This window comes from Mycobacteriales bacterium (assembly GCA_035550055.1).
Classification (GTDB): Bacteria; Actinomycetota; Actinomycetes; order JAFAQI01; family JAFAQI01; genus DASZTV01.
Genome location: DASZRO010000047.1, coordinates 52,875 through 71,751, shown reverse-complemented (window position 1 = coordinate 71,751; position 18,877 = coordinate 52,875). Strand labels below are relative to the sequence as shown.

The 18,877-nt window shown below is 71.0% G+C and carries 19 protein-coding genes and 1 tRNA gene; 6 read left to right on the top strand and 14 right to left on the bottom strand.

Features of this window, described 5'->3' with window-relative positions:
• The 6 genes from VG899_07660 to bluB all read left to right on the top strand — a co-directional run.
• Positions 1-482 (top strand): bifunctional adenosylcobinamide kinase/adenosylcobinamide-phosphate guanylyltransferase (locus VG899_07660; GenBank protein ID HWA66229.1); only part of this gene is annotated, 482 nt, incomplete at its 5' end.
• Entirely contained in the window at positions 482-1,201 is a 720-nt protein-coding gene (gene cobS / locus VG899_07655) for an adenosylcobinamide-GDP ribazoletransferase (GenBank protein ID HWA66228.1), read from the top strand. The genes VG899_07660 and cobS, both read left to right, overlap by 1 nt.
• The gene (locus VG899_07650) at positions 1,195-2,100 is read left to right on the top strand and encodes a CobD/CbiB family cobalamin biosynthesis protein (GenBank protein HWA66227.1); all 906 of its coding nucleotides are present in this window, start codon (positions 1,195-1,197) and stop codon (positions 2,098-2,100) included. Before cobS ends, VG899_07650 begins: the two co-directional genes overlap by 7 nt.
• Complete coding sequence (locus VG899_07645) at positions 2,097-2,996, top strand: aminotransferase class I/II-fold pyridoxal phosphate-dependent enzyme (protein ID HWA66226.1); 900 nt, start codon at positions 2,097-2,099, stop codon at positions 2,994-2,996. Before VG899_07650 ends, VG899_07645 begins: the two co-directional genes overlap by 4 nt.
• Positions 2,993-4,465, top strand: a complete 1,473-nt coding sequence (locus tag VG899_07640; protein ID HWA66225.1) for a cobyric acid synthase — start codon at positions 2,993-2,995, stop codon at positions 4,463-4,465. Before VG899_07645 ends, VG899_07640 begins: the two co-directional genes overlap by 4 nt.
• A complete protein-coding gene (gene bluB, locus VG899_07635) occupies positions 4,462-6,222 on the top strand; it encodes a 5,6-dimethylbenzimidazole synthase (protein ID HWA66224.1) in 1,761 nt (586 codons plus the stop codon). Before VG899_07640 ends, bluB begins: the two co-directional genes overlap by 4 nt.
• A gap of 6 nt (positions 6,223-6,228) precedes the next feature.
• On the opposite strand, the gene meaB is transcribed toward bluB, so the two are convergent.
• From meaB to VG899_07565, 14 genes are all read right to left on the bottom strand, one after another.
• A complete protein-coding gene (gene meaB, locus VG899_07630) occupies positions 6,229-7,233 on the bottom strand; it encodes a methylmalonyl Co-A mutase-associated GTPase MeaB (protein ID HWA66223.1) in 1,005 nt (334 codons plus the stop codon).
• Positions 7,230-9,419: a methylmalonyl-CoA mutase gene (gene scpA / locus VG899_07625; protein HWA66222.1), complete on the bottom strand. Its 2,190-nt coding sequence runs from the start codon at positions 9,417-9,419 to the stop codon at positions 7,230-7,232. Before scpA ends, meaB begins: the two co-directional genes overlap by 4 nt.
• Positions 9,416-10,870, bottom strand: a complete 1,455-nt coding sequence (locus VG899_07620) for a methylmalonyl-CoA mutase family protein (protein HWA66221.1) — start codon at positions 10,868-10,870, stop codon at positions 9,416-9,418. Before VG899_07620 ends, scpA begins: the two co-directional genes overlap by 4 nt.
• Before the next feature lie 58 nt (positions 10,871-10,928).
• Positions 10,929-11,282, bottom strand: coding sequence for a TraR/DksA C4-type zinc finger protein (locus VG899_07615; protein ID HWA66220.1), 354 nt, complete (start codon positions 11,280-11,282; stop codon positions 10,929-10,931).
• Between the two features lie 15 nt (positions 11,283-11,297).
• Positions 11,298-12,476: a zinc-dependent alcohol dehydrogenase gene (locus VG899_07610; GenBank protein ID HWA66219.1), complete on the bottom strand. Its 1,179-nt coding sequence runs from the start codon at positions 12,474-12,476 to the stop codon at positions 11,298-11,300.
• Positions 12,473-13,480, bottom strand: coding sequence for an iron-containing redox enzyme family protein (locus VG899_07605; protein HWA66218.1), 1,008 nt, complete (start codon positions 13,478-13,480; stop codon positions 12,473-12,475). Before VG899_07605 ends, VG899_07610 begins: the two co-directional genes overlap by 4 nt.
• Complete coding sequence (locus VG899_07600) at positions 13,477-13,689, bottom strand: DUF6158 family protein (protein HWA66217.1); 213 nt, start codon at positions 13,687-13,689, stop codon at positions 13,477-13,479. The genes VG899_07605 and VG899_07600 overlap by 4 nt, the downstream gene beginning before the upstream one ends.
• A 63-nt stretch (positions 13,690-13,752) precedes the next feature.
• On the bottom strand, positions 13,753-14,385 hold the full coding sequence (locus VG899_07595) for a molybdopterin-binding protein (protein ID HWA66216.1): 633 nt from the start codon (positions 14,383-14,385) through the stop codon (positions 13,753-13,755).
• A 383-nt stretch (positions 14,386-14,768) separates the two neighbouring features.
• Positions 14,769-14,993 carry an addiction module protein gene (locus VG899_07590; protein HWA66215.1) on the bottom strand — a complete coding sequence of 75 codons (225 nt, stop codon included), beginning with the start codon at positions 14,991-14,993 and terminating at the stop codon, positions 14,769-14,771.
• A 189-nt stretch (positions 14,994-15,182) separates the two neighbouring features.
• A complete protein-coding gene (locus VG899_07585; protein ID HWA66214.1) occupies positions 15,183-15,563 on the bottom strand; it encodes a hypothetical protein in 381 nt (126 codons plus the stop codon).
• Positions 15,564-15,568: 5 nt separating this feature from the next.
• On the bottom strand, positions 15,569-15,880 hold the full coding sequence (locus VG899_07580; GenBank protein ID HWA66213.1) for a hypothetical protein: 312 nt from the start codon (positions 15,878-15,880) through the stop codon (positions 15,569-15,571).
• Between the two features lie 80 nt (positions 15,881-15,960).
• Positions 15,961-16,053, bottom strand: a tRNA-Ser gene (locus VG899_07575).
• Positions 16,054-16,106: 53 nt separating this feature from the next.
• Positions 16,107-17,123, bottom strand: coding sequence for a hypothetical protein (locus tag VG899_07570; protein HWA66212.1), 1,017 nt, complete (start codon positions 17,121-17,123; stop codon positions 16,107-16,109).
• A 60-nt stretch (positions 17,124-17,183) separates the two neighbouring features.
• Complete coding sequence (locus VG899_07565; protein HWA66211.1) at positions 17,184-18,818, bottom strand: long-chain fatty acid--CoA ligase; 1,635 nt, start codon at positions 18,816-18,818, stop codon at positions 17,184-17,186.
• Positions 18,819-18,877: the final 59 nt, after the last annotated feature.

The following is an 18,877-nucleotide window of genomic DNA, read 5'->3' as shown; positions in this document are numbered from 1 at the left end:
GTGTCGCCGAATCGCTGGCCGCGCGGCTGCCGGGGACGGTGACGTACGTCGCCACGCTGCTGACTGACGACGCCGACGCGGAGCTGACCGCCCGGATCGACCGCCACCAGGCGAGGCGGCCGTCGACGTGGACCACCGTCGGCGCCACCGCCGACCTGCCCGATCAGCTACGCCGTGTCGCGGGCACCGTGCTGCTCGACAGCCTCGGGCCGTGGGTCGCGCTGCACCAACCAGACGATGCCGCAGTCGCCGAGTTGTGCGAGGTGTTGCGAAACCGCGATGGCGACACGGTCGTCGTCAGCGACGAGGTCGGGATGGCGGTGCACCCGCCGACGCCGGCCGGCCGCGCCTTCCAGGACGCGATGGGCACAGCCAACGAACGACTGGCGAAGGTCGCCGACGAGACACTCCTGGTCGTCGCGGGCCGTGTGCTGCGAACCGCCGCTGTCGACGTCGACGCGATCCTGCGAGGCCACGCCTGATGCGCTCCGCGCTGAGCTTCCTCACCGTCGCCGGACGGGCGAGCGCACCGACACCGCGCACCGTCGGGTGGTTCCCCGTCGTCGGCGCGCTCGTCGGGCTCGCGGTCGGCGGCGTCTGGGTGGGGGCGCAACACATCTGGCCCGCCGCGCTCGCAGCGGCGATCACGCTCGCCGCGGACGCCGTGCTGACCGGCGGCCTGCACTGGGATGGCCTCGCCGACACCGGCGACGGGCTGCTGCCGCCACTGCCCCGCGAACGACGGCTCCAGGTGATGAGCGACCCGCGGGTCGGTGCGTTCGCGGTGCTCACGATCGTGGTCGTGGCACTGACCCGGTTCGCCACGTTTGCGGCCGGCCCGGCGAAGGTCTGGATCGTCGGCGCGCTGTGGTGCGCATCGCGGACATCCGCAGCCCTCGTCATGCTCCTCGGGCGCTACGCGCGCCCCGACGGGATGGCGGCCGGCTTCCAGCCGAAGGATCCGGCCCGACGTACGACTGCGATCGCAGTCGGTGGCCTCGGTCTGGTGATCAGCGTTCCGCTCGCGTTGCTCGACCGGCCAGGCCACGGCGCGGCCGCGCTCGGTGCCGCAGCGCTCACCGCGGCGTTGCTGTCGGTGTTGTCCGGCCGTCGGCTCGGTGGATTCACCGGCGACGTGCTCGGCGCGCAGATCGTGCTCGGTGAGACGGTCGGCTTGGTGCTGTGGTCGGCGCGATGGTGACCGTCCCGAAGCGCTCCGCCGCGGTCGCGCTCGGCGTGCTCACCGACCTCGCGCTCGGCGACCCGCCGACGCGCTGGCACCCGGTCGGGTGGTTCGGCACCGCGATGACCGCGACGGAGCGCCGGCTCTACCGCACCGACCGGCGGGCAGGAGCCGCACACGCCGCCGCCGGGGTGTGCCTCGGGATTGCGGCGGCGCGGCTGTGCCCGTCGGTCACCGCGGCTACCGCGGCGTGCACCGCGGGGCGCGGGCTGCGCCGGAGCGCGGATCTGGTCGCAGGCCGGTTGGAGGCTCGTGACCTCGACGGGGCGCGCTCGCTGTTGCCGGCGCTCGCGGGACGCGACCCGTCAGGCCTCGACGCCGGCGAGCTCTCGCGCGCGGTCGTCGAGTCGGTCGCGGAGAACACGGTCGACGCGATCGTCGCACCGGTGTGGTGGGCACTGGTCGGCGGTGCGCGCGGCGTCTTCGTTCATCGCGCGCTCAACACGATGGACGCGATGGTGGGCCACCGCAGCGAGCGCTACCTCGACTACGGGTGGGCGAGCGCCCGCCTCGACGACGCCGCCGCGTGGCTTCCCGCGCGGCTGACCGCCGCGCTCGTCACCGCCGTACGCCCCGCCGCCGCGCGAGCGGTGGTCACTGCGGTCCGCGAGCAGGCGCCGGCCCACCCGTCGCCCAACGCCGGCGTCGCCGAGGCCGCCTACGCCGCCGCGTTGGGGATCCGCCTCGGCGGGACCAACGTCTACGCCGGCAACGTCGACCACCGACCGATCCTCGGCACGGGCCGGTGCCCGGAGCCGGGCGACATCCGGCGAGCGACCGCCTTGTGCCGGGACATCACACTGGCACTCATGGGCTCCCTCGGCGCAGTCGCCGCCGTTGATCGGGTACGGCGATGAGCCCCGTCCCGCCGGCTCGGGCGCATGGCGGCGACGCGGCCGCGGTGGCCGCCGCGCTCGGCATCCCGGTCGAGGAGCTGCTCGACCTGTCCCAGTCGATGAACCCGGTCGCACCCGACCCGACGCCGGTGATCCGCAAGCACCTCGATGCGATCCACCGCTACCCGGACGCGCGCGATGCGACCTCGGCGCTGGCGACGCTGATGGCAGTCGATCCCGCACGGCTCCTGCTCACCAACGGCGGCGCGGAGGCGATCTCGCTGCTGAGCGCGGAGATCTCGGGGCAGGTGGTCGAGCCGGAGTTCGCGTTGCATCCGCGCAACGGCGCCGGGCCGCGCTGGCGCTCCAACCCCAACAACCCGACCGGGCGGCTCGCGGCGGCGCAGGAGAGCGCCGACGTGTGGGACGAGGCGTTCTACCCGCTCGCCACCGGGCAGTGGACCCGCGGGGACGCCGGCGTACCGGTGGTCGGCTCGCTGACGAAACTGCTGCGCTGCCCCGGACTGCGGGTCGGCTACCTGCTGGCCGACCCCGCACTCGTCGAACGGTGCCGGGCCCGCCAGCCCGGATGGTCGGTCAACGGGCTGGCCTGCGCCGCATTGCCGGACCTGCTGCAGACCGTGACGCTCGACCGTTGGGCGCAGGAGACGGCCCGACTCCGCGCGGAGCTCGTCGACCTGCTGCGAGGCCACGGACTGGCGCCGCTGCCCTCCGACGCCAACTGGGTGCTGGTGCCGGCGGCGGGACTGCGCGAGCGGCTCGCGCCGTACGGCGTCCTGGTCCGCGACTGCGCCAGCTTCGGGCTACCCGACCTCGCCCGGATCGCCGTGCCCCACGCCGACGGCCTCGCCCGGCTGGACCGGGCGCTCGGCGCGATGCAGCGAGCGCAGCCGTGACGGCACGTGGCGTCCTGATCTGCGGCACTGCCTCCAACGCGGGCAAGACGACGATCGTGGCCGGACTGTGCCGAGCGTTGGCTCGGCGAGGGATTGCCGTCGCGCCGTTCAAGGCGCAGAACATGTCGCTCAACTCCGGCGTCACCGAGGCCGGGCACGAGATCGCCCGCGCCCAGCTCCTGCAAGCCGACGCGGCGCAGACCGTCGCCGACGTCTCGATGAACCCGATCCTCGTCAAGCCGGGCACGGACCGTACGGCGCACCTCGTGGTCAACGGCGTCCCCGCCGGCGACATCGATGCCGCCGACTACGTCGCCGACCGCAGCGCACTCCGACAGCTGGCGGCGGACGCGTACCGGGACCTGGCGCGGCGCTACGCCGTCGTCGTGGCAGAGGGTGCCGGCAGCGCAGCGGAGATCAACCTGCGCGCGCAGGACATCGCCAATCTCGGGCTGGCCCACGCCGTCGACCTTCCCGTCGTCGTGGTCACCGACATCGATCGCGGCGGCGCGTTCGCGTCGCTGCTCGGGACGATGGAGTGCCTGGACTCCTACGACCGGTCGCGGATCGTCGGCTTCGTCATCAACCGGTTCCGCGGTGACCCGGACGTCCTGAAGTCCGGGATCGACGAGCTCGAACAGCGCACCGGGCGGCCGGTGTTCGGCGTCGTCCCGTTCGACCCCGAGCTACGGCTCGACGCGGAAGACAGCCTCGCCACCGACTGGGCGCCGCGTCCGAAGCCACCGGTCGGGGCAGACCTCTTGCGGATCGCCGTGTTGCGCTTCCCGCGGGCGAGCAACCTCACCGACCTCGAGCCGCTCGCGGCCGAGCCGGGCGTCGTCCTCACCTTCGCCGACGTCCCGCAACAGCTCGTCGACGCAGACCTCGTCGTCCTGCCGGGCACTCGATCGACCGTCGCCGACCTGACCTGGTTGCGCCGCAGCGGTTTCGGCGAGGTGCTGGCGGATCGCGCCCATCGCGCAGCGCCGGTCCTCGGGATCTGCGGCGGCTACCAGATGCTCGGTCAGGTCATCGAGGACACCGTCGAGTCCGGGGCCGGTGAGGTCGACGGTCTCGGACTGCTGCCCGTGCGCACCGTGTTCTCGACCGAGAAGGTGCTCGCCCGGCGTCGCGCGCGGCTCGCCGACGGGTGCACCGTAGACGGCTACCAGATCCACCACGGTCACCTCACCCGCCTCGGTGGCCAGGCGCTGTTCGCCGACGAAGGATGCCAGGTCGGTCCGATCATGGGGACGACCTGGCACGGGTTGTTCGACAGCGACGGCTACCGACGGCGCTTTCTCGACTCGGTCGCCCGGGCGAGCCAACGGCGCTTCGTCACCTCCGACCTCGACTGGCAGGCAGAGCGCAACCGCCAGCTCGACCGGTTGGCGGACGCGGTGGACCTGCACTTGGCGCCGCTGGTGGACCAGCTCTGCCCGCCGGCCGCGCCCGGGCTCGCGCGATGACGGCGAGCTGGCCGCGGCCGCGGCCCGTCGTCGGTGATCGGTCGAGCAGCCGCGAGCGCGCAAGCGACCCGACCGCGTGGGCGATGCCACCGCAGGTACGTACCGCGCTCGCCGACGTGATCGGCGCACGACGCGACATCCGGCGCTTCCGCCCCGACGACGTCGCCGACGAGCTGGTCGGTCAGGTGCTCAGCGCGGGTCACTCCGCCCCCAGCGTCGGTCATTCGCAACCGTGGCGGTTCATCGTGGTGCGCGACGCGGCCACCCGGACGACCGCCGCCGCGATGGCGGACCGCGCTCGACTCGCGCAGGCGGCCCAGCTCGACGAGGTGAGCGCCAGCCACCTTCGCGGCTTGCAGCTCGAAGGGCTTCGTGAGGCTCCGGTCGGCATCGTCGTCTGCTGCGACCGGCGGGTGCGCCCGGCCGGCGTGCTCGGCCGCGCGACGTACGCCGACACCGACCTGTGGTCGTGCGCCTGCGCGATCGAGAACATGTGGCTCACCGCGCGCGCCGCCGGGCTCGGCATCGGCTGGGTGACGTTGTTCGAGCCCGCCGAGCTTGCGTCGCTGCTCGGCCTCCCCGACGGCGTCGAGACCCTCGGCTGGCTGTGCCTGGGTTGGCCGGACGAGCGGCCACCGGAACCGGGTCTGGCCCGGCACGGGTGGTCGGAACGACTTCCGCTCGACGCGGTCGTGCTCCACGAACGCTGGTCCGAGTCCGGTGCCGGGACGCCCGCCGACCGCAGCAGCCGCGTCGACACCTCCGCCGAACGGCGGCTGCGTCGCGTCGCCGCCCGCGACGGTGAGGACGCCTTGCTCGCGGTGCCCGGCGCGCTCGGGCTGCTCGGCGACGCGTTGCTGCGCGCCCAGACCATCACCGACCCGTCGGCGCCCGGCACGCTCGTGATCGCCGCGGCAGACCATCCGGCGAGCGGTCTCGGCGTCAGCGTGTTCCCCCGGCAGACCACGGCCTTGGTGGCCCGGGCCCTCGCCGAGGGCGCCGGACACGGCGCGGCGGCCGCGATCGACGCCGGGATGGCGCTGCGACTGGTCGATTGCGGCATCGACGGCCCGCGGCTCGCCGGCTGGGAGGACCGGCGTACGGCGGGGGTGCGAGGCGATCTGGCGCACCAGGCCGCGATGTCCGTCGGTGACGTCGAGTCCCTGATCGACGCCGGCGAGGTGATCGGCGCCGAGGCGGCGGCGGCCGGACCGGTCGCGATCGGCGAGGTGGGGATCGCCAACACGACGGTCGCCAGCGCGGTTGCCTGCGCGGTGCTGGGTCTGCCGGTCGCCGGCGTCGTCGGCCGCGGTGCCGCCAGCGACAGCGCAACGGTGCGACGCAAGCGCGACGTGATCGAGCAGGCGCTCGCACGCACCGCCGCACTCCGGCGTACACCGGTGCAGCGCCGCGAGCACGTCGTCGCGCTGCTGGCCGAGCTGGGCGGTCCGGAGCAGGCCCTCCTGGTCGGGGTCTGTCTCGGCGCGACCGACGCCGGCGGCCTCGTCGTCCTCGACGGGATGCTGACCGGCACCTCAGCGCTGCTCGCCGCACGCATCCGGCCCGGCTCGGAAGACCAGCTGATCGCTGGACATCGCAGCAACGAGCCCGGGCACGCCGCCGTGCTGGCCGCACTCGGCCTCGAGCCGCTGCTCGACCTGCGGCTGCGCGCCGGCGAAGGTGTCGGCGCGGTGATGGCACTGTCGCTGCTGCGGCAGGCGCTACGGATGCGGGCGATGACCGCGCAGACCGAGTGAACCTGCCTACCGTGCGCTGAAGAACGCCTCCGCCAGGCGGCTGGCGGCCAGGCCGGGCGTGATCTCCCCACTGCGGACGTCGCCTTCGATCCGGTCGGCGAGGCGATGCAGGTCGTCGTGACTGCGCAGCCGGTCGATCAACGCGTCCCGCAGCAACGCCCACATCCACGCCACGCGCTGGTCGCTGCGGCGCCGCTCGAGCTCACCGCTGTCGGCGAGGCGGCGGTAGTGCTTGTCGAGGGTCGCCCAGACGGCATCGAGTCCGGCGCCGGTCTGCGCGCTGCAGGTCAGCACCGGCGTCTGCCACTCGTCGTCGGAGGCCTGGCTGATCAGCCGCAGCGCGCCGGCGAGGTCACGGGCAGCGCGCTGCGCTTCCGCCTCGTGCGGACCGTCGGCCTTGTTGACCGCGACGACGTCGGCGATCTCGAGGATGCCCTTCTTGATGCCTTGCAGCTGGTCACCGCTGCGGGCAAGCGCGAGCAGCAGGAAGCTGTCGGTCATCTCGGCAACCAGCGTCTCCGACTGGCCGACGCCGACGGTCTCCACCAGGACGATGTCGAACCCGGCGGCGGCCATCACCGCGATCGACTCGCGCGTCGCGCGCGCGACCCCACCGAGCGTGCCTGCCGTCGGCGACGGGCGGACGAACGCGTTCGGGTCCGTCGCGAGGCGCCCCATGCGGGTCTTGTCGCCGAGGATGCTCCCCCCGGTCCGGGTCGAAGACGGATCGACGGCGAGTACGGCGACCCGATGTCCGTCGTCGATCAGCCGCCCGCCCAACGCGTCGATGAAGGTCGACTTGCCCGCGCCGGGCACCCCGCTGATGCCGACCCGGCGCGCCTCGCGGGCGTGCGGCAGCAGCGCGGTCAGCACCTCCTGCGCGAGCACCCGGTGGTCTGCGCGAGTCGACTCGACCAGCGTGATCGTCCGGGCGATGACCGACCGGTCGCCGCCGAGGACGCCGTCGACGTACCGCCGCACGTCGGCGGTGTTGGAGCCCGCCTGCGTCATGCTCCTGTGCCGGAGCGCGCCGCCAGCGTCTGAAGCAGCTCGTACGCCGCGTCGGGGATCACGGTGCCGGGCGCGAAGATCGCCTCGGCGCCGGCGTCGCGAAGCTCCTGGAAGTCCTGCGGCGGGATCACGCCGCCGACCACGATCATGATGTCGTCGCGGCCGAGCTCGGCCAGCGCCGCCTTGAGCGCAGGCACCAGCGTCAGATGGCCCGCGGCGAGTGAGTTCACCCCGACGATGTGGACGTCGGCCTCGATCGCCTGTCGTGCGACCTCTTCCGGCGTCTGGAACAGCGGCCCGACGTCGACGTCGAAGCCGAGGTCGGCGAACGCGCTGGCGATGACCTTCTGGCCGCGGTCGTGACCGTCCTGACCCATCTTCGCGACCAGGATCCGCGGCCGGCGTCCTTCGGACTTCTCGAAGGCGTCGGTCGCCTCACGAGCGCGATCGATGCTCGACGTCGCCCCCGCCTCACCGCGGTACACGCCGCTGATCGTATGGATCGTGGCGGTGTAGCGCCCGAAAACCGCCTCCATCGCGTCGGAGATCTCACCGACCGTCGCCTTGGCGCGAGCCGCGTTGATCGCGAGCGCCATGAGGTTCGTGTCGTCCGACCCGTCGGAGCTCGCGCCGGCCGCTGCGGTGAGCTGCCGCAGCGCGTCCTGGCAGGCCGCCTCGTCCCGCTCGGCGCGCAACCGCTGAAGCTTCGCCACCTGCTGCTCGCGCACCGCGCGGTTGTCGACCTTGAGGACGTCGATGTCGTCCTCGCCGACGACGACGTACTTGTTGACCCCGATCACCGGCTGGCGGCCCGAGTCGATCCGCGCCTGAGTGCGCGCCGCCGCCTCCTCGACCCGCATCTTCGGGATGCCGGCCTCGATCGCCTTGGCCATCCCGCCGGCGGCTTCGACCTCCTGGATGTGCTCCCACGCGCGGCGGGCCAGGTCGTAGGTGAGCCGCTCGACGTACGCGCTGCCGCCCCACGGATCGATGACGCGACAGGTGCCCGACTCCTGCTGAAGCAGCAGCTGGGTGTTGCGGGCGATCCGCGCCGAGAAGTCGGTCGGCAGCGCCAGCGCCTCGTCGAGGGCGTTGGTGTGCAGCGACTGGGTGTGGCCCTGCGTCGCCGCCATCGCCTCGATGCACGTGCGGGTGACGTTGTTGAACACGTCCTGCGCGGTCAGCGACCATCCGGACGTCTGGCAGTGGGTCCGCAGCGACAGCGACTTGTCGCTCTTCGGGTCGAACTGCTTGACCAGCTTGGCCCACAGCAGCCGCCCGGCTCGCATCTTCGCGACTTCCATGAAGAAGTTCATGCCGATCGCCCAGAAGAACGACAGCCGCGGCGCGAACGCGTCGATGTCGAGACCCGACGCCATGCCGGCGCGGATGTACTCGACGCCGTCGGCGAGGGTGTAGGCGAGCTCGAGATCGGCGGTCGCGCCGGCTTCCTGGATGTGGTAGCCGGAGATCGAGATCGAGTTGAACTTCGGCATCCGCCGCGAGGTGAAGCCGAAGATGTCGCTGATGATCCGCATCGACGGCGCCGGCGGGTAGATGTAGGTGTTGCGGACCATGAACTCTTTGAGGATGTCGTTCTGGATGGTCCCGGCAAGCTGTTCCGGCGCTACGCCCTGCTCTTCGGCCGCGACGACGTAGAGCGCGAGGATCGGCAGCACCGCGCCGTTCATCGTCATCGACACCGACATCTTGTCCAGCGGGATGCCGTCGAAGAGCTGCCGCATGTCGTAGATCGAGTCGATCGCGACGCCCGCCATGCCGACGTCGCCGGCGACCCGCGGGTGGTCGCTGTCGTAGCCGCGGTGGGTCGGCAGGTCGAACGCGACCGACAGCCCCTTCTGCCCCGCGGCAAGGTTGCGCCGGTAGAAGGCGTTGGATTCCTCGGCGGTGGAGAAGCCGGCGTACTGCCGGATCGTCCACGGCTGGTTCACGTACATCGTCGGGTACGGACCGCGCAGGAAGGGCGCAAGACCCGGGTACGTCGAGAGGAAGTCGAGGCCGTCGAGGTCCGCCGCGGTGTAGAGCGGCTTGACGTCGATGCCCTCAGGGGTGCTCCAGACGTCGTCGCCGCCGTACTCCCCGGCAAGGTCGGCGCCGGTGTCGGTGCGGCCGAGGTCACCGAGTGCGACGCCGGTGAAGTCGGGGATCTCCCATTGCGCGGTCACGACGCCGCCTCGTCCGCCCGGTCGAGGCCATCCTCGAACTCCTCCGCCCACCGCACCCGCGGCAGGCCGCCGGTCGGCGGCGCCGGGCGCGGTTCGCGGGTCAGCAAGACCTCACCCTCGAGAGGGAACTCGGTCACACCGGTGATCGTCGCCCGGTGGTCGGCGAGGGCCGCCAGATGTTCGGTACGCCGTTGCGCGAGCCGGTCGCCGAGCGAGCCGTTGCGCAGCGCTTCGAGGACGCCGCCGGTGCGCTCGATCTCCTGGAACGCCGACCACGCGCTGCGCGCGACGTCCCGGGTGAGCTGCTCGACATACCACGATCCGCCCGCCGGGTCGACCGTCCGCGCGACGTTGGACTCCTCGATGAGCAGCGCGTGGGTGTTGCGCGCGATGCGACGCGCCAGCCGGTCGCTGTAACCGATCGCCGCGTCGAAGGGGGCGACCGTCACGGCGGCGGCCCCGCCCACGCCGGCCGCGAAGCACGCGAGCGCACCTCGAAGGATGTTGTTCCACGGATCACGTCGGGTGAGCATCGCCGGCGAGGACACGGCATGCTGCAGCTGCCCGGCGGCGGTCGACGTCACGCCGCAGCTCGCCGCCACCTGCGCCCACGCCCCGCGCGCGGCGCGCAGCTTCGCGATCGTGAGGAACTGGTCGGCGGTTGCGGCGTACCGGAACTCGATCTCGCCGAACGCCTCGTCGGCGGACAGCCCGGCCTCGCGCATCGCGCGCAGGTAGGCCGCGCCGACCGCGAGCGAGCAGCCGATCTCCTGCGCGTCGTCGGCACCGGCGAGGTGGAAGGGCAACGCGTCGACGGTCAACGCTCTCGCGTCGGGCAGCTCACGCGCGCTGCGTACCGCGAGCGCGGCGGCGGCTTCGAGATCGCCGATGACGCCGGAGGCCGCTTCGCAGCCGATCGGGTCGGCGCCGAACCGGACGGACAGCTCGGCCGGCTTCCGTCCGCGATCGGCGGCGACCGCAAGGAACTGTTCTGCTGCCTGCGCGAAGCTCGGCCCGGCGTCGAGTGCGACCGCGATCAGGTCGAAGTAGACCTCCGCGAGTGCGGCCGGCAGTGCGTCGAGGGCGATCCCCGAGGGACCGAGCTCCAGCCAGATCGACGTGGCGCCGCCCTCGAGGTCTTCGAGGATCTGCTCGTTGGTCGTCTTCGGGTCTGGGTGGTCGTGGCGGACCCGCACGTCCCAACCGCCGAGCGAATCTCTGCCGCTTCGACCCCGGACGAACGACCCCTGACCCGGCAGCCCGGCGTCGACGTCCGCGCCCGCCACGTAGAGCGGCAGCGTCCTGACGTCGTCGAACAGCGTTGTCGACAGCGCGACTTCGGCCGCAGCGGGATCATCGACACCGACCACCTTTGCGACGAGCTTCAGCCACTGGTCGCGCGTCGCCGTGGGGAAGTCGGCGGCGAGCGCGAGCTCCTCGCCTGCTGGCATGCCCGTCACACTTCGAGTATCTCAGTTGCTCGCGACGCGCCACCGGGCGCGGCGAGAACTACCGCGAGCTGCAGGCGACGCAGGTCCGCGCGGCAGGTCGGGCGAGCAGGCGTGCCGACCCGATCGGGGAACCGCACTCGAGGCACACGCCGTACGTGCCGGCGTCGACCCGTCGCAGCGCGAGCGCGATCTCGTCGAGGTGGGCTTCCGCCTGCGCGATCAGCGCGCCCGTCCGCGACCGCTCGTAGGCGATGGTCGCGCCCTCCGGGTCGTGTTCGTCGTCGACCGCCACGTCCGCCGCGGCGCGGAAGATCTCGTCGAGGTCGCGGCGGAGCCGATCGAGCTGCGCCGCCGTCGTGTCGCGGTCACGCACCAGCGCTTGTCGGTACTCCGCCAGGTCCGGCGTCGCCACCTCACCCATGATCGGTCAGGGTTTGAGGACGACCTTGACCGCGCCGTCCTTCTTCTCTTGGAACATCTCGTACGCACCCGGTGCCTCGTCCAGCGGCAGGGTGTGGGTGGCGAAGGACTCCACGCCGAGGACGTCGCGGTCGTCGAGCAGCGGCATGATCTGCGGGACCCACCGTTTGACGTTCGCCTGCCCCATCCGCAGCTGCACCTGCTTGTCGAACAGCACCATCATCGGAATCGGGTCACGCATCCCGCCGTACACACCGGACAGCGAGATCGTCCCGCCGCGGCGGACGATGTCGACTGCCGAATACAGCGCGGCGAGCTGGTCGACCCCGGCGGTCTTGGTCAACGTGGCAGCGACCGGGTCAGGAAGCAGCGAAGCCATCTGCAGCATGAACCGGGCTCGCGGCGAGCCGTGGGCTTCCATGCCGACCGCGTCGATCACGCTGTCGGGCCCGCGACCGTCGATCATCTCCCGGATCGACTCGCCGAGCTCGTCGTGATCGTCGAGGTCGAGCACCTCGACGCCACGCGCCCGCGCGCGCTCGAGCCGCTCGGCGACCAGGTCCACGGCAATGACCCGGTAGCCGCGATGGGCGGCGATCCGGCAGGACATGTCACCGATCGGGCCGAGGCCGAGTACGACGACGGTGCCGCCGTCGGGCACCCCGGCGTACTCCACCGCCTGCCAGGCGGTCGGCAGCACGTCGGAGAGGTAGACGAACCGCTCGTCGGCCGGACCCTCGGGCACTTTGATGTGGGTGAACTGGGCCTGCGGCACGCGCAGGTACTCGGCCTGGCCACCCGCGACCTGACCATAGAGCTTGGAGTAGCCGAACAGCGCGGCGCCGGTTCCCTGCTCGCGGACCTGTGTCGTCTCGCACTGCGTGTAGAGCTCCAGGCCGCACATGTAGCAGCTGCCGCACGAGATCTGGAACGGGATGACCACGCGGTCGCCGACCTGGAGGTCTCCGGTCTGCGCTCCGACTTCCTCGACCACTCCCATCGCCTCGTGGCCGAGCACGTCGCCTCTGTCCATGAAGGCGCCGAGCGTCTCGTACAGGTGCAGATCGGAGCCGCAGATGTTGGTGGAGGTGACGCGGATGATGGCGTCGTTCGGCTCCTGGATCACCGGATCGGCGACCTGCTCGACCCGTACGTCGCGCTTGCCCTGCCAGACGACCGCCTTCATGTCTGTGCCTGCGCTGCGGCTGGGACGCTGACGCCGAGGATTCGGGCGACCTCGTCGAAGAACATGGCGTTGATCTGGCCGCGCCAGTACGCCCCGCGGACGATCCGCGGACCCCACTGCGGCAGCTCCTCGACGATGGGAGCGATGGCGTTGTCGAGCCAGTCCCGGCCATGCCGAGGGTCGACCTCGGCGTGAACCCGGTAGAACGGGAAGGCCGCCGCCGGCGCGTCGCAGCGTTCGAGGCCCTGCAGCACGAGCCGGCAACGCGGACCGGCCTGCAGCTCGATCAGGCCGAGCGCGCCGAGTGCCTCGGGCTGCAGCCAACGGTTGGTGGTGAGCAGCCCGCCCAGCGCAGAACGTTCGAGGGCGATGGTCGGTTGGTCTGCCAGCGGGAGCTCGGGAAGCGCGAGCGCTGCGGCAAGCTCCTGGTGCAACGTCGTGTGGACGGCCGCGGCATCGCCGTTGCCCATCTCGTCCCAGTAGTTCGTCGCGAGCTCGAGCTTCGCCCGGCCGGCCAGGCCGATCTGGCAGGCCGCGACCAAGTCGTCGAAGCCGCCGTCCGGCCCGCCTTCCAGAGCGAGGAACTGCACGATCTCCGCCCACGACGCGTCACGAGCCAGCCACTTGTAGATCGCGGGTAGCCGGTCGCGGGCGGCGATGGCACGCATCGCGTCACGCGGATCGCGCGACGCGATGTCCGGTGGCACGACCAACCCGTCCAGCTCGGCCAGCCAGTCGCGCTCGCAGCGCTGCTTGATGGCGGCGACGGCGGGATGGCTCTGGAAGACCGCGGCCGCGCCGAGCTCGTGGACCGACGCGGTGGACAGGCGGTAGATGCTCAGCAACGTCGCGAACCGGTCCCGTCGGTCGACCGGCCGGGCTGCCGCGATCTGTACGACGTCGTCGTCGGTGCCCGACGTCAGCGCCGACTGCAGGAAGTCCGCCAGCCCGAACCGCCGGAAAGGCGGGGCCTTCGGTCCGGCGAGCAGGCTTGCCGTGCTCATGCCCCGCTCCGCAGCCGGGCCGGGTCAGGGGTGACCCGCTCCGGGAAGCGAGTGCGGAACTCGGCCTCGAGCTCCAACATTCTGCGGGTGTGAGTCTCCAGGGCATCCGGCGAGCCGTGGAGAAAGGTCTCGCGCCGCGTCTCGTGCAGATGCGCGAGCTCGCGGTCGAGATCGTCGTCGGCAAGGTCCGTTGCAGGTACGCCTGTCATGTCGAATACCTGCCCGCCGACCGCCCGACAAATCGCCGCGGCTTCGCAGCCGGCGGCACCGAGTCAGCTGTCGAGCAGGATCACCGACGCCTGCTGACCAGCTCGAAGCTGCTCGTCGGCCTCCGGCACGATGACAAGGCAGTTGGCCCGCGCCATCCCCACCACGAGGTGGGATTGCGTGCCGCCGAGCAGGCGGACCCGACCGTCGGCGACGACACCCCGCAGGTAGCGGCGTCGCCCGGGAGCGCCTTTCGGCCCGTCCTCGACCAACGTCGCGGTGAACATGCTTCGCTCGGCGTCGAGCGCAGCGCGGCCGAACAGCTCGAACGAGACGAGGGCCGACACCGGGTTGCCCGGCAGGCCGAGAAAGGGCCGCGCGCCGTCGAGCCTGCCCCAGGCTTGTGGTTTCCCGGGCTGCATCGCGACCGCCTCGAACGCGATCCCGCGGTGTGCCAGCGTTGCCTTGACCACGTCGTACGCGCCCATGCTCACCCCGCCGGTGGTCACGACCAGGTCGACGTCGGGCAGGTCGTCGAGGGCGTCACGGAAGGCCCGTTCGTCGTCGCCGACCTGACGCCGCACGACGACCTCGGCTCCCGCCGCACCCGCGGCGGCCGCGATGGCGGGGCCGTTCGAGTCGACGAGCTGCGCCCTCCGCGCCCCCGAGAGGTACCTACCTCCTGCGGGCGCTTCCAATCGGGGCGCAGCACGCGATAAATCGCCGAGCCCAACGAAAATGGTCTTTCAAGGGGGTCCGAAGGACCAAGAACGTAGGGCTCGGCGAGCCAGTCAGTACCCAGGGCGACGCCGGGCGTGCGCGAGCGCGACAACCCAAACGGTGTCGTCGAGGACGAGATCGATCACGCCGAACGGAAAGCGTCGCAACGGCGCCCGTCGTACCTCTGCGGACACTCCTTCGAGCTCGAGTCGAGGAGCGAGATCAGGCCACCAACGGACCTGCTCGATCGTCCACCACATCTCAGCAACGAAGTCCGCCGAGCCCAGGACTCGCGTCGTGTACCAGTTACGGGCCGCTCGCGCCTCATCGAAAGCTGCAAGATCGAAGCGCACCCGCAGCGTCACCGGTCGAGCTGCTCGCGCACCTCGTCCACGGACATACCTTCGGTGGCGCCGGTCTCAATGCGACTAATACGCCGCGCGACCTCGACTGCCCACTCCGACGCGACGACAGCGGGATCGTCGGCCAGCTCATCGAGGCTGGTGAGCAGTCGGTGGGCTAATGCAGCGCGCTCCTCCGGCGGCAGCGTCAGCGCCGCGTCGAACACCTCGAGACGGGCAACCATCGACGTCGGTGTAGGTCGCGAGTCGATGCAGCGCGATCGTGTTGTTGACGCTTGTGGACGCCCAACCACACTGACGCGCAGCTGCGCAAACCGCAACTCGGACTGCAACTGAAAATGCGGGTTGGGTGTGTTTCTCCGGTGGATCGATAAAGAAGAGGACGCAGATCACGAGCCTTCTGGATCACGCCGTCAGACCGTGATGATGTCGAGCTTCCTTCCAGCCGCCGCCGCGAGCACCGTGAGGTCGTCGCGGTCGCTCGTCACGACAGCATCGCCGCGATGCAGCGCACCGATCACGACGCTGGCGTCGACGACATCGCCGCCGCCTGCACGGTCGAGCAGCGCGCCCGATGATCGCGCAATGGGCTCGTTGAAGTCATCGACGACAGTCGAGTCGAGGAGCCGCGACAACAACGGCTGCGGGCCGCCGCGCCAGGCCTGTGCCAAAGCGGCTACCGGGACAGTAGGGAGATGCGAACGTTCGAGCGCGCGGCGATGAATCGCCCAGATTCGACGGTCATTCGCTTCCGCGGCGAGCAAGGCTCCCGCGTCGTAGGTCAGGCCCGCCATTCGCGCTATGCCCGCGCCCGCGACCGGGAAGCGCGCGGAGTCGAGGATCGCCGACCTTTGCTGCTGCCGGCTGTCGTGACAGTGAGGTCCGCGACGCCTGCGAAATCGAGAACTCGATCGGCTTCGGCAAGCTCCGCCTCCGTGAAGGCACCGAACTCCGCTTCGTACGCCTCCATCGCGACCAGTCCGCGTCGGCGACGTAGGTAGTGCACGAGCGCATCGTTGATGAGCGGCGAGACCGCTCCGCCGCCGGCTTCGGAAGTCAACGCATCCCAAACGTCTGCGTCGAACGACACCGATCGCTTCACCACACCCATAGACCCATGGTACGACCATTGGTACGACCACACCAGCGACTGTCCCCAGCGCGTTCCAACGTCGTCACACTTGGCCGGCTTGGCGGAGGCTCCGGGATTTGAACCCGGGATGGGCGATAAACCCAAACCGCATTAGCAGTGCGGCGCCATAGACCGGACTAGGCGAAGCCTCCTCGCGACGTCGCCGCCGCGAGCAGCCAGATTAGCCGAGCCGCCCCCGGGCCGCTCAGGTTGCCGGGACCCAGCGCTGAAGGGCGCCGCGGCGGTCGATGAAGACGACACCGCCGGCCGGGTCGAGGGCGAAGTCGAGGACGCGCCGGCCGACGTGGACATCCGTCGGCGAGGGGTGGCGAGCCTCGAGCGCCTTGCGCGAGAAGTACGCCAGGTTCTCCCGCCGCCGAGGCATCGGCGGCAGCGACACGTAGCAACCACCGTCCCCCGCCATCACGACCCGCATGGGCGGGCCGGGCGTTGCGACGTACCTGCGCGCCGGCCGGTTGTCGGATCCCAATGTTTCGCGGACGAGGTGAGTGCCGCGACGCACCCACGCCGCCTGCGGCCCTGCCGCCCCGATCACCGGACGTCCGAGCTGGAGCGCGGCGAGGAAGGTCGTGTCGGCTCCCGGGAAGATGATCGGGACGAGGTTCATCACCCCGTTGGTGACCTCGATGGCGTCGCGGAGCCCGACCACCGCGCGCGGTCCGCCTCGCTCCTCGATCAGCCGGATCTTCAGCACTCCGCCCGGCGTGATCTCGGCGACCTGGTCGTGGCCGTTGACGGCGGCGTAAGCCCGGTCGCCGTGAAACGCCATCGAGTCGACGGGTCCGCCGGGCAATCTCGCAGTAGCGACCGCGCCCGTCGCCGGCGCCACGGCGGTGATCCGTCGCCCACCGGCGACCCACACGTGCCCAGCGCCGTAGAACAGCCGCGACGCGGGACGCGGCACCTTGACGGCGGGCCCGGCAACCTCGGTGCGCGGATCGACCTTGGTGACGACGCACCGTCCGTGACGGGGCACTCGGCAGTTCAGCGTCCAGATGCTGCCGTGTCCGCTGGTGACCGCCTGCGCAACCAGTCGAGCGCCGGCCACGGCGCCGACGGGCGGGTGGGCCCCGGCCGGGTCCACAGTCGGGCCGGCTCCTCTCGTGCCGGCGACGACTGAGTCGACGACGACGAGTGCGCACACGGCGATGCCGACCGCGACATGGCTACGCAGGCCGAGATCTCTGGGTCGCCAAAACATCTCAAGGAGACAAACGAGCCAGACACCGACAAGTCGCGCGAAACCTGCCGCGCGCGAGATCTAGAGGGTGACGACCTCGAGCTCGCCGTCGGCGTACTGCTTGCGCAGCACCTTCTTGTCGAACTTGCCGACCGAGGTCTTGGGTACGGCGTCGATCACCGTCCAGCGCTCCGGAAGCCACCACTTGACGACCCGGTCAGCGAGGAACGACCTCAGCTCCTCCGCAGTCGCGCTCGCCCCCGACTGGAGGACGACGCAGGCCAGCGGACGCTCCTGCCACTTGTCGTCGGGCACCCCCACCACGCACGCCTCGAGCACCGCGGGGTGGGCCATGATCTCGCCCTCGAGCTCCACCGAGGAGATCCACTCGCCACCGGACTTGATGACGTCCTTCGAGCGATCGCTGATCGTGATGTAGCCCATCGGGTCGATCGCGCCGACGTCGCCGGTGCGCAGCCAGCCGTCGTGGAACTTCGCGGGGTCGTCGTCCTTGTAGTACGCCGCGGTCACCCACGGGCCGCGCAGCTCCACCTCGCCGACGTCCTTGCCGTCCTGCTGCAAGACGTTGCCCTCGTCGTCGACGATGCGCGCCTCGACCCCGAACTGCACCCGCCCGGCCTTGGCCTGGAAGTCCCACGCCGCCTCTCCGGTCACGCCGGCGGGTGGCTTCGCCACCGAGGCGACAGGTGAGGTCTCGGTCATCCCCCAACCCTGGATGATCGTGACGCCGAACTCGGAGTCGAACGCCGAGATCAACGCCCGCGGTACGGCCGACCCACCACACAGCACCGCCCGCAGCGAGGACAGCGCGTCGGGTCGTGGGTTGGCCCGCAGCGACTGGAGGATGTCGTTCCAGATCGTCGGGACCGCGGCGGAGACCGTGGCCTGCTCGGCCTGGATGAACCCGATCACCGGGTCGGCCTGCAGGTAGCGATCCGGCATCAGCAGGTCCGCCCCCGACATGAAGGCGCCGTACGGCAGACCCCACGCGTTGGCGTGGAACATCGGGACGATGGGCAGCGCCCGGTCGTCGGCGGAAAGATTGTTGTTGTTGCCGGTGCAGATCGACATCGAGTGCAGCCAGCAGGAACGGTGCGAGTAGACGACACCTTTCGGGTTGCCGGTCGTACCGCTCGTGTAACACATCGCCGCCGCCGACCGTTCGTCGACGTCTTCGGGCCAGTCGAAGCTCGCCGCCGCCGACGCCAGCACCTCGTCGTAAGACAGGATCTGCTTGCCCGCGCCGTCGAGCGCGGAGCGGTCGCCGGTTCCGTTGACCAGCACGGTGTGCACCGTCGAGAGCTCGGGAAGCACCTTGGCGAAGATCGGGACCAGCGAGTCGTCGACGATGACGACGTTGTCCTCGGCGTGGTTGGCGATGTAGACGATCTGCTCCGGGAACAGCCGAATGTTCAGCGTGTGCAGCACCGCACCCATCGACGGCACGGCGAGGTAGGTCTCGAGGTGCTCGGCGTTGTTCCACATGAACGTCGCGACCCGCTGGTCGCCGGTGATCCCCAGCTCCCGCAGCCCGTTGGCCAGGCGCGCCGCACGACTGGCCGTTTCGGCGTACGAGCGACGCCGGCGCTTGCCGTCCTCGACGAGGGTCACGACCTCGCTGTCGCCGAAGACGTCCCGGCCGAAGCGCAGGATCGAGCCGATGGTGAGCGGAAAGTCCTGCATCGTGCTGCGCAACGAAGCCTCCGGAGCGGGTGCGTGGGTGCCCACATTCTGCAATGCGGACCTGTCCGTGT

What these genes read in the sequence shown, in the direction of transcription:
- cobS (HWA66228.1), top strand. Translation starts at nt 482, where the DNA reads ATGCGCTCCGCGCTGAGCTTCCTCACCGTCGCCGGACGGGCGAGCGCA.
- VG899_07650 (HWA66227.1), top strand. Translation starts at nt 1,195, where the DNA reads ATGGTGACCGTCCCGAAGCGCTCCGCCGCGGTCGCGCTCGGCGTGCTC.
- VG899_07645 (HWA66226.1), top strand. Translation starts at nt 2,097, where the DNA reads ATGAGCCCCGTCCCGCCGGCTCGGGCGCATGGCGGCGACGCGGCCGCG.
- bluB (HWA66224.1), top strand. Translation starts at nt 4,462, where the DNA reads ATGACGGCGAGCTGGCCGCGGCCGCGGCCCGTCGTCGGTGATCGGTCG.
- meaB (HWA66223.1), bottom strand. Translation starts at nt 7,233, where the DNA reads ATGACGCAGGCGGGCTCCAACACCGCCGACGTGCGGCGGTACGTCGAC.
- VG899_07620 (HWA66221.1), bottom strand. Translation starts at nt 10,870, where the DNA reads ATGCCAGCAGGCGAGGAGCTCGCGCTCGCCGCCGACTTCCCCACGGCG.
- VG899_07610 (HWA66219.1), bottom strand. Translation starts at nt 12,476, where the DNA reads ATGAAGGCGGTCGTCTGGCAGGGCAAGCGCGACGTACGGGTCGAGCAG.
- VG899_07605 (HWA66218.1), bottom strand. Translation starts at nt 13,480, where the DNA reads ATGAGCACGGCAAGCCTGCTCGCCGGACCGAAGGCCCCGCCTTTCCGG.
- VG899_07600 (HWA66217.1), bottom strand. Translation starts at nt 13,689, where the DNA reads ATGACAGGCGTACCTGCAACGGACCTTGCCGACGACGATCTCGACCGC.
- VG899_07590 (HWA66215.1), bottom strand. Translation starts at nt 14,993, where the DNA reads ATGGTTGCCCGTCTCGAGGTGTTCGACGCGGCGCTGACGCTGCCGCCG.
- VG899_07585 (HWA66214.1), bottom strand. Translation starts at nt 15,563, where the DNA reads ATGGCGGGCCTGACCTACGACGCGGGAGCCTTGCTCGCCGCGGAAGCG.
- VG899_07580 (HWA66213.1), bottom strand. Translation starts at nt 15,880, where the DNA reads ATGGGTGTGGTGAAGCGATCGGTGTCGTTCGACGCAGACGTTTGGGAT.
- VG899_07570 (HWA66212.1), bottom strand. Translation starts at nt 17,123, where the DNA reads ATGTTTTGGCGACCCAGAGATCTCGGCCTGCGTAGCCATGTCGCGGTC.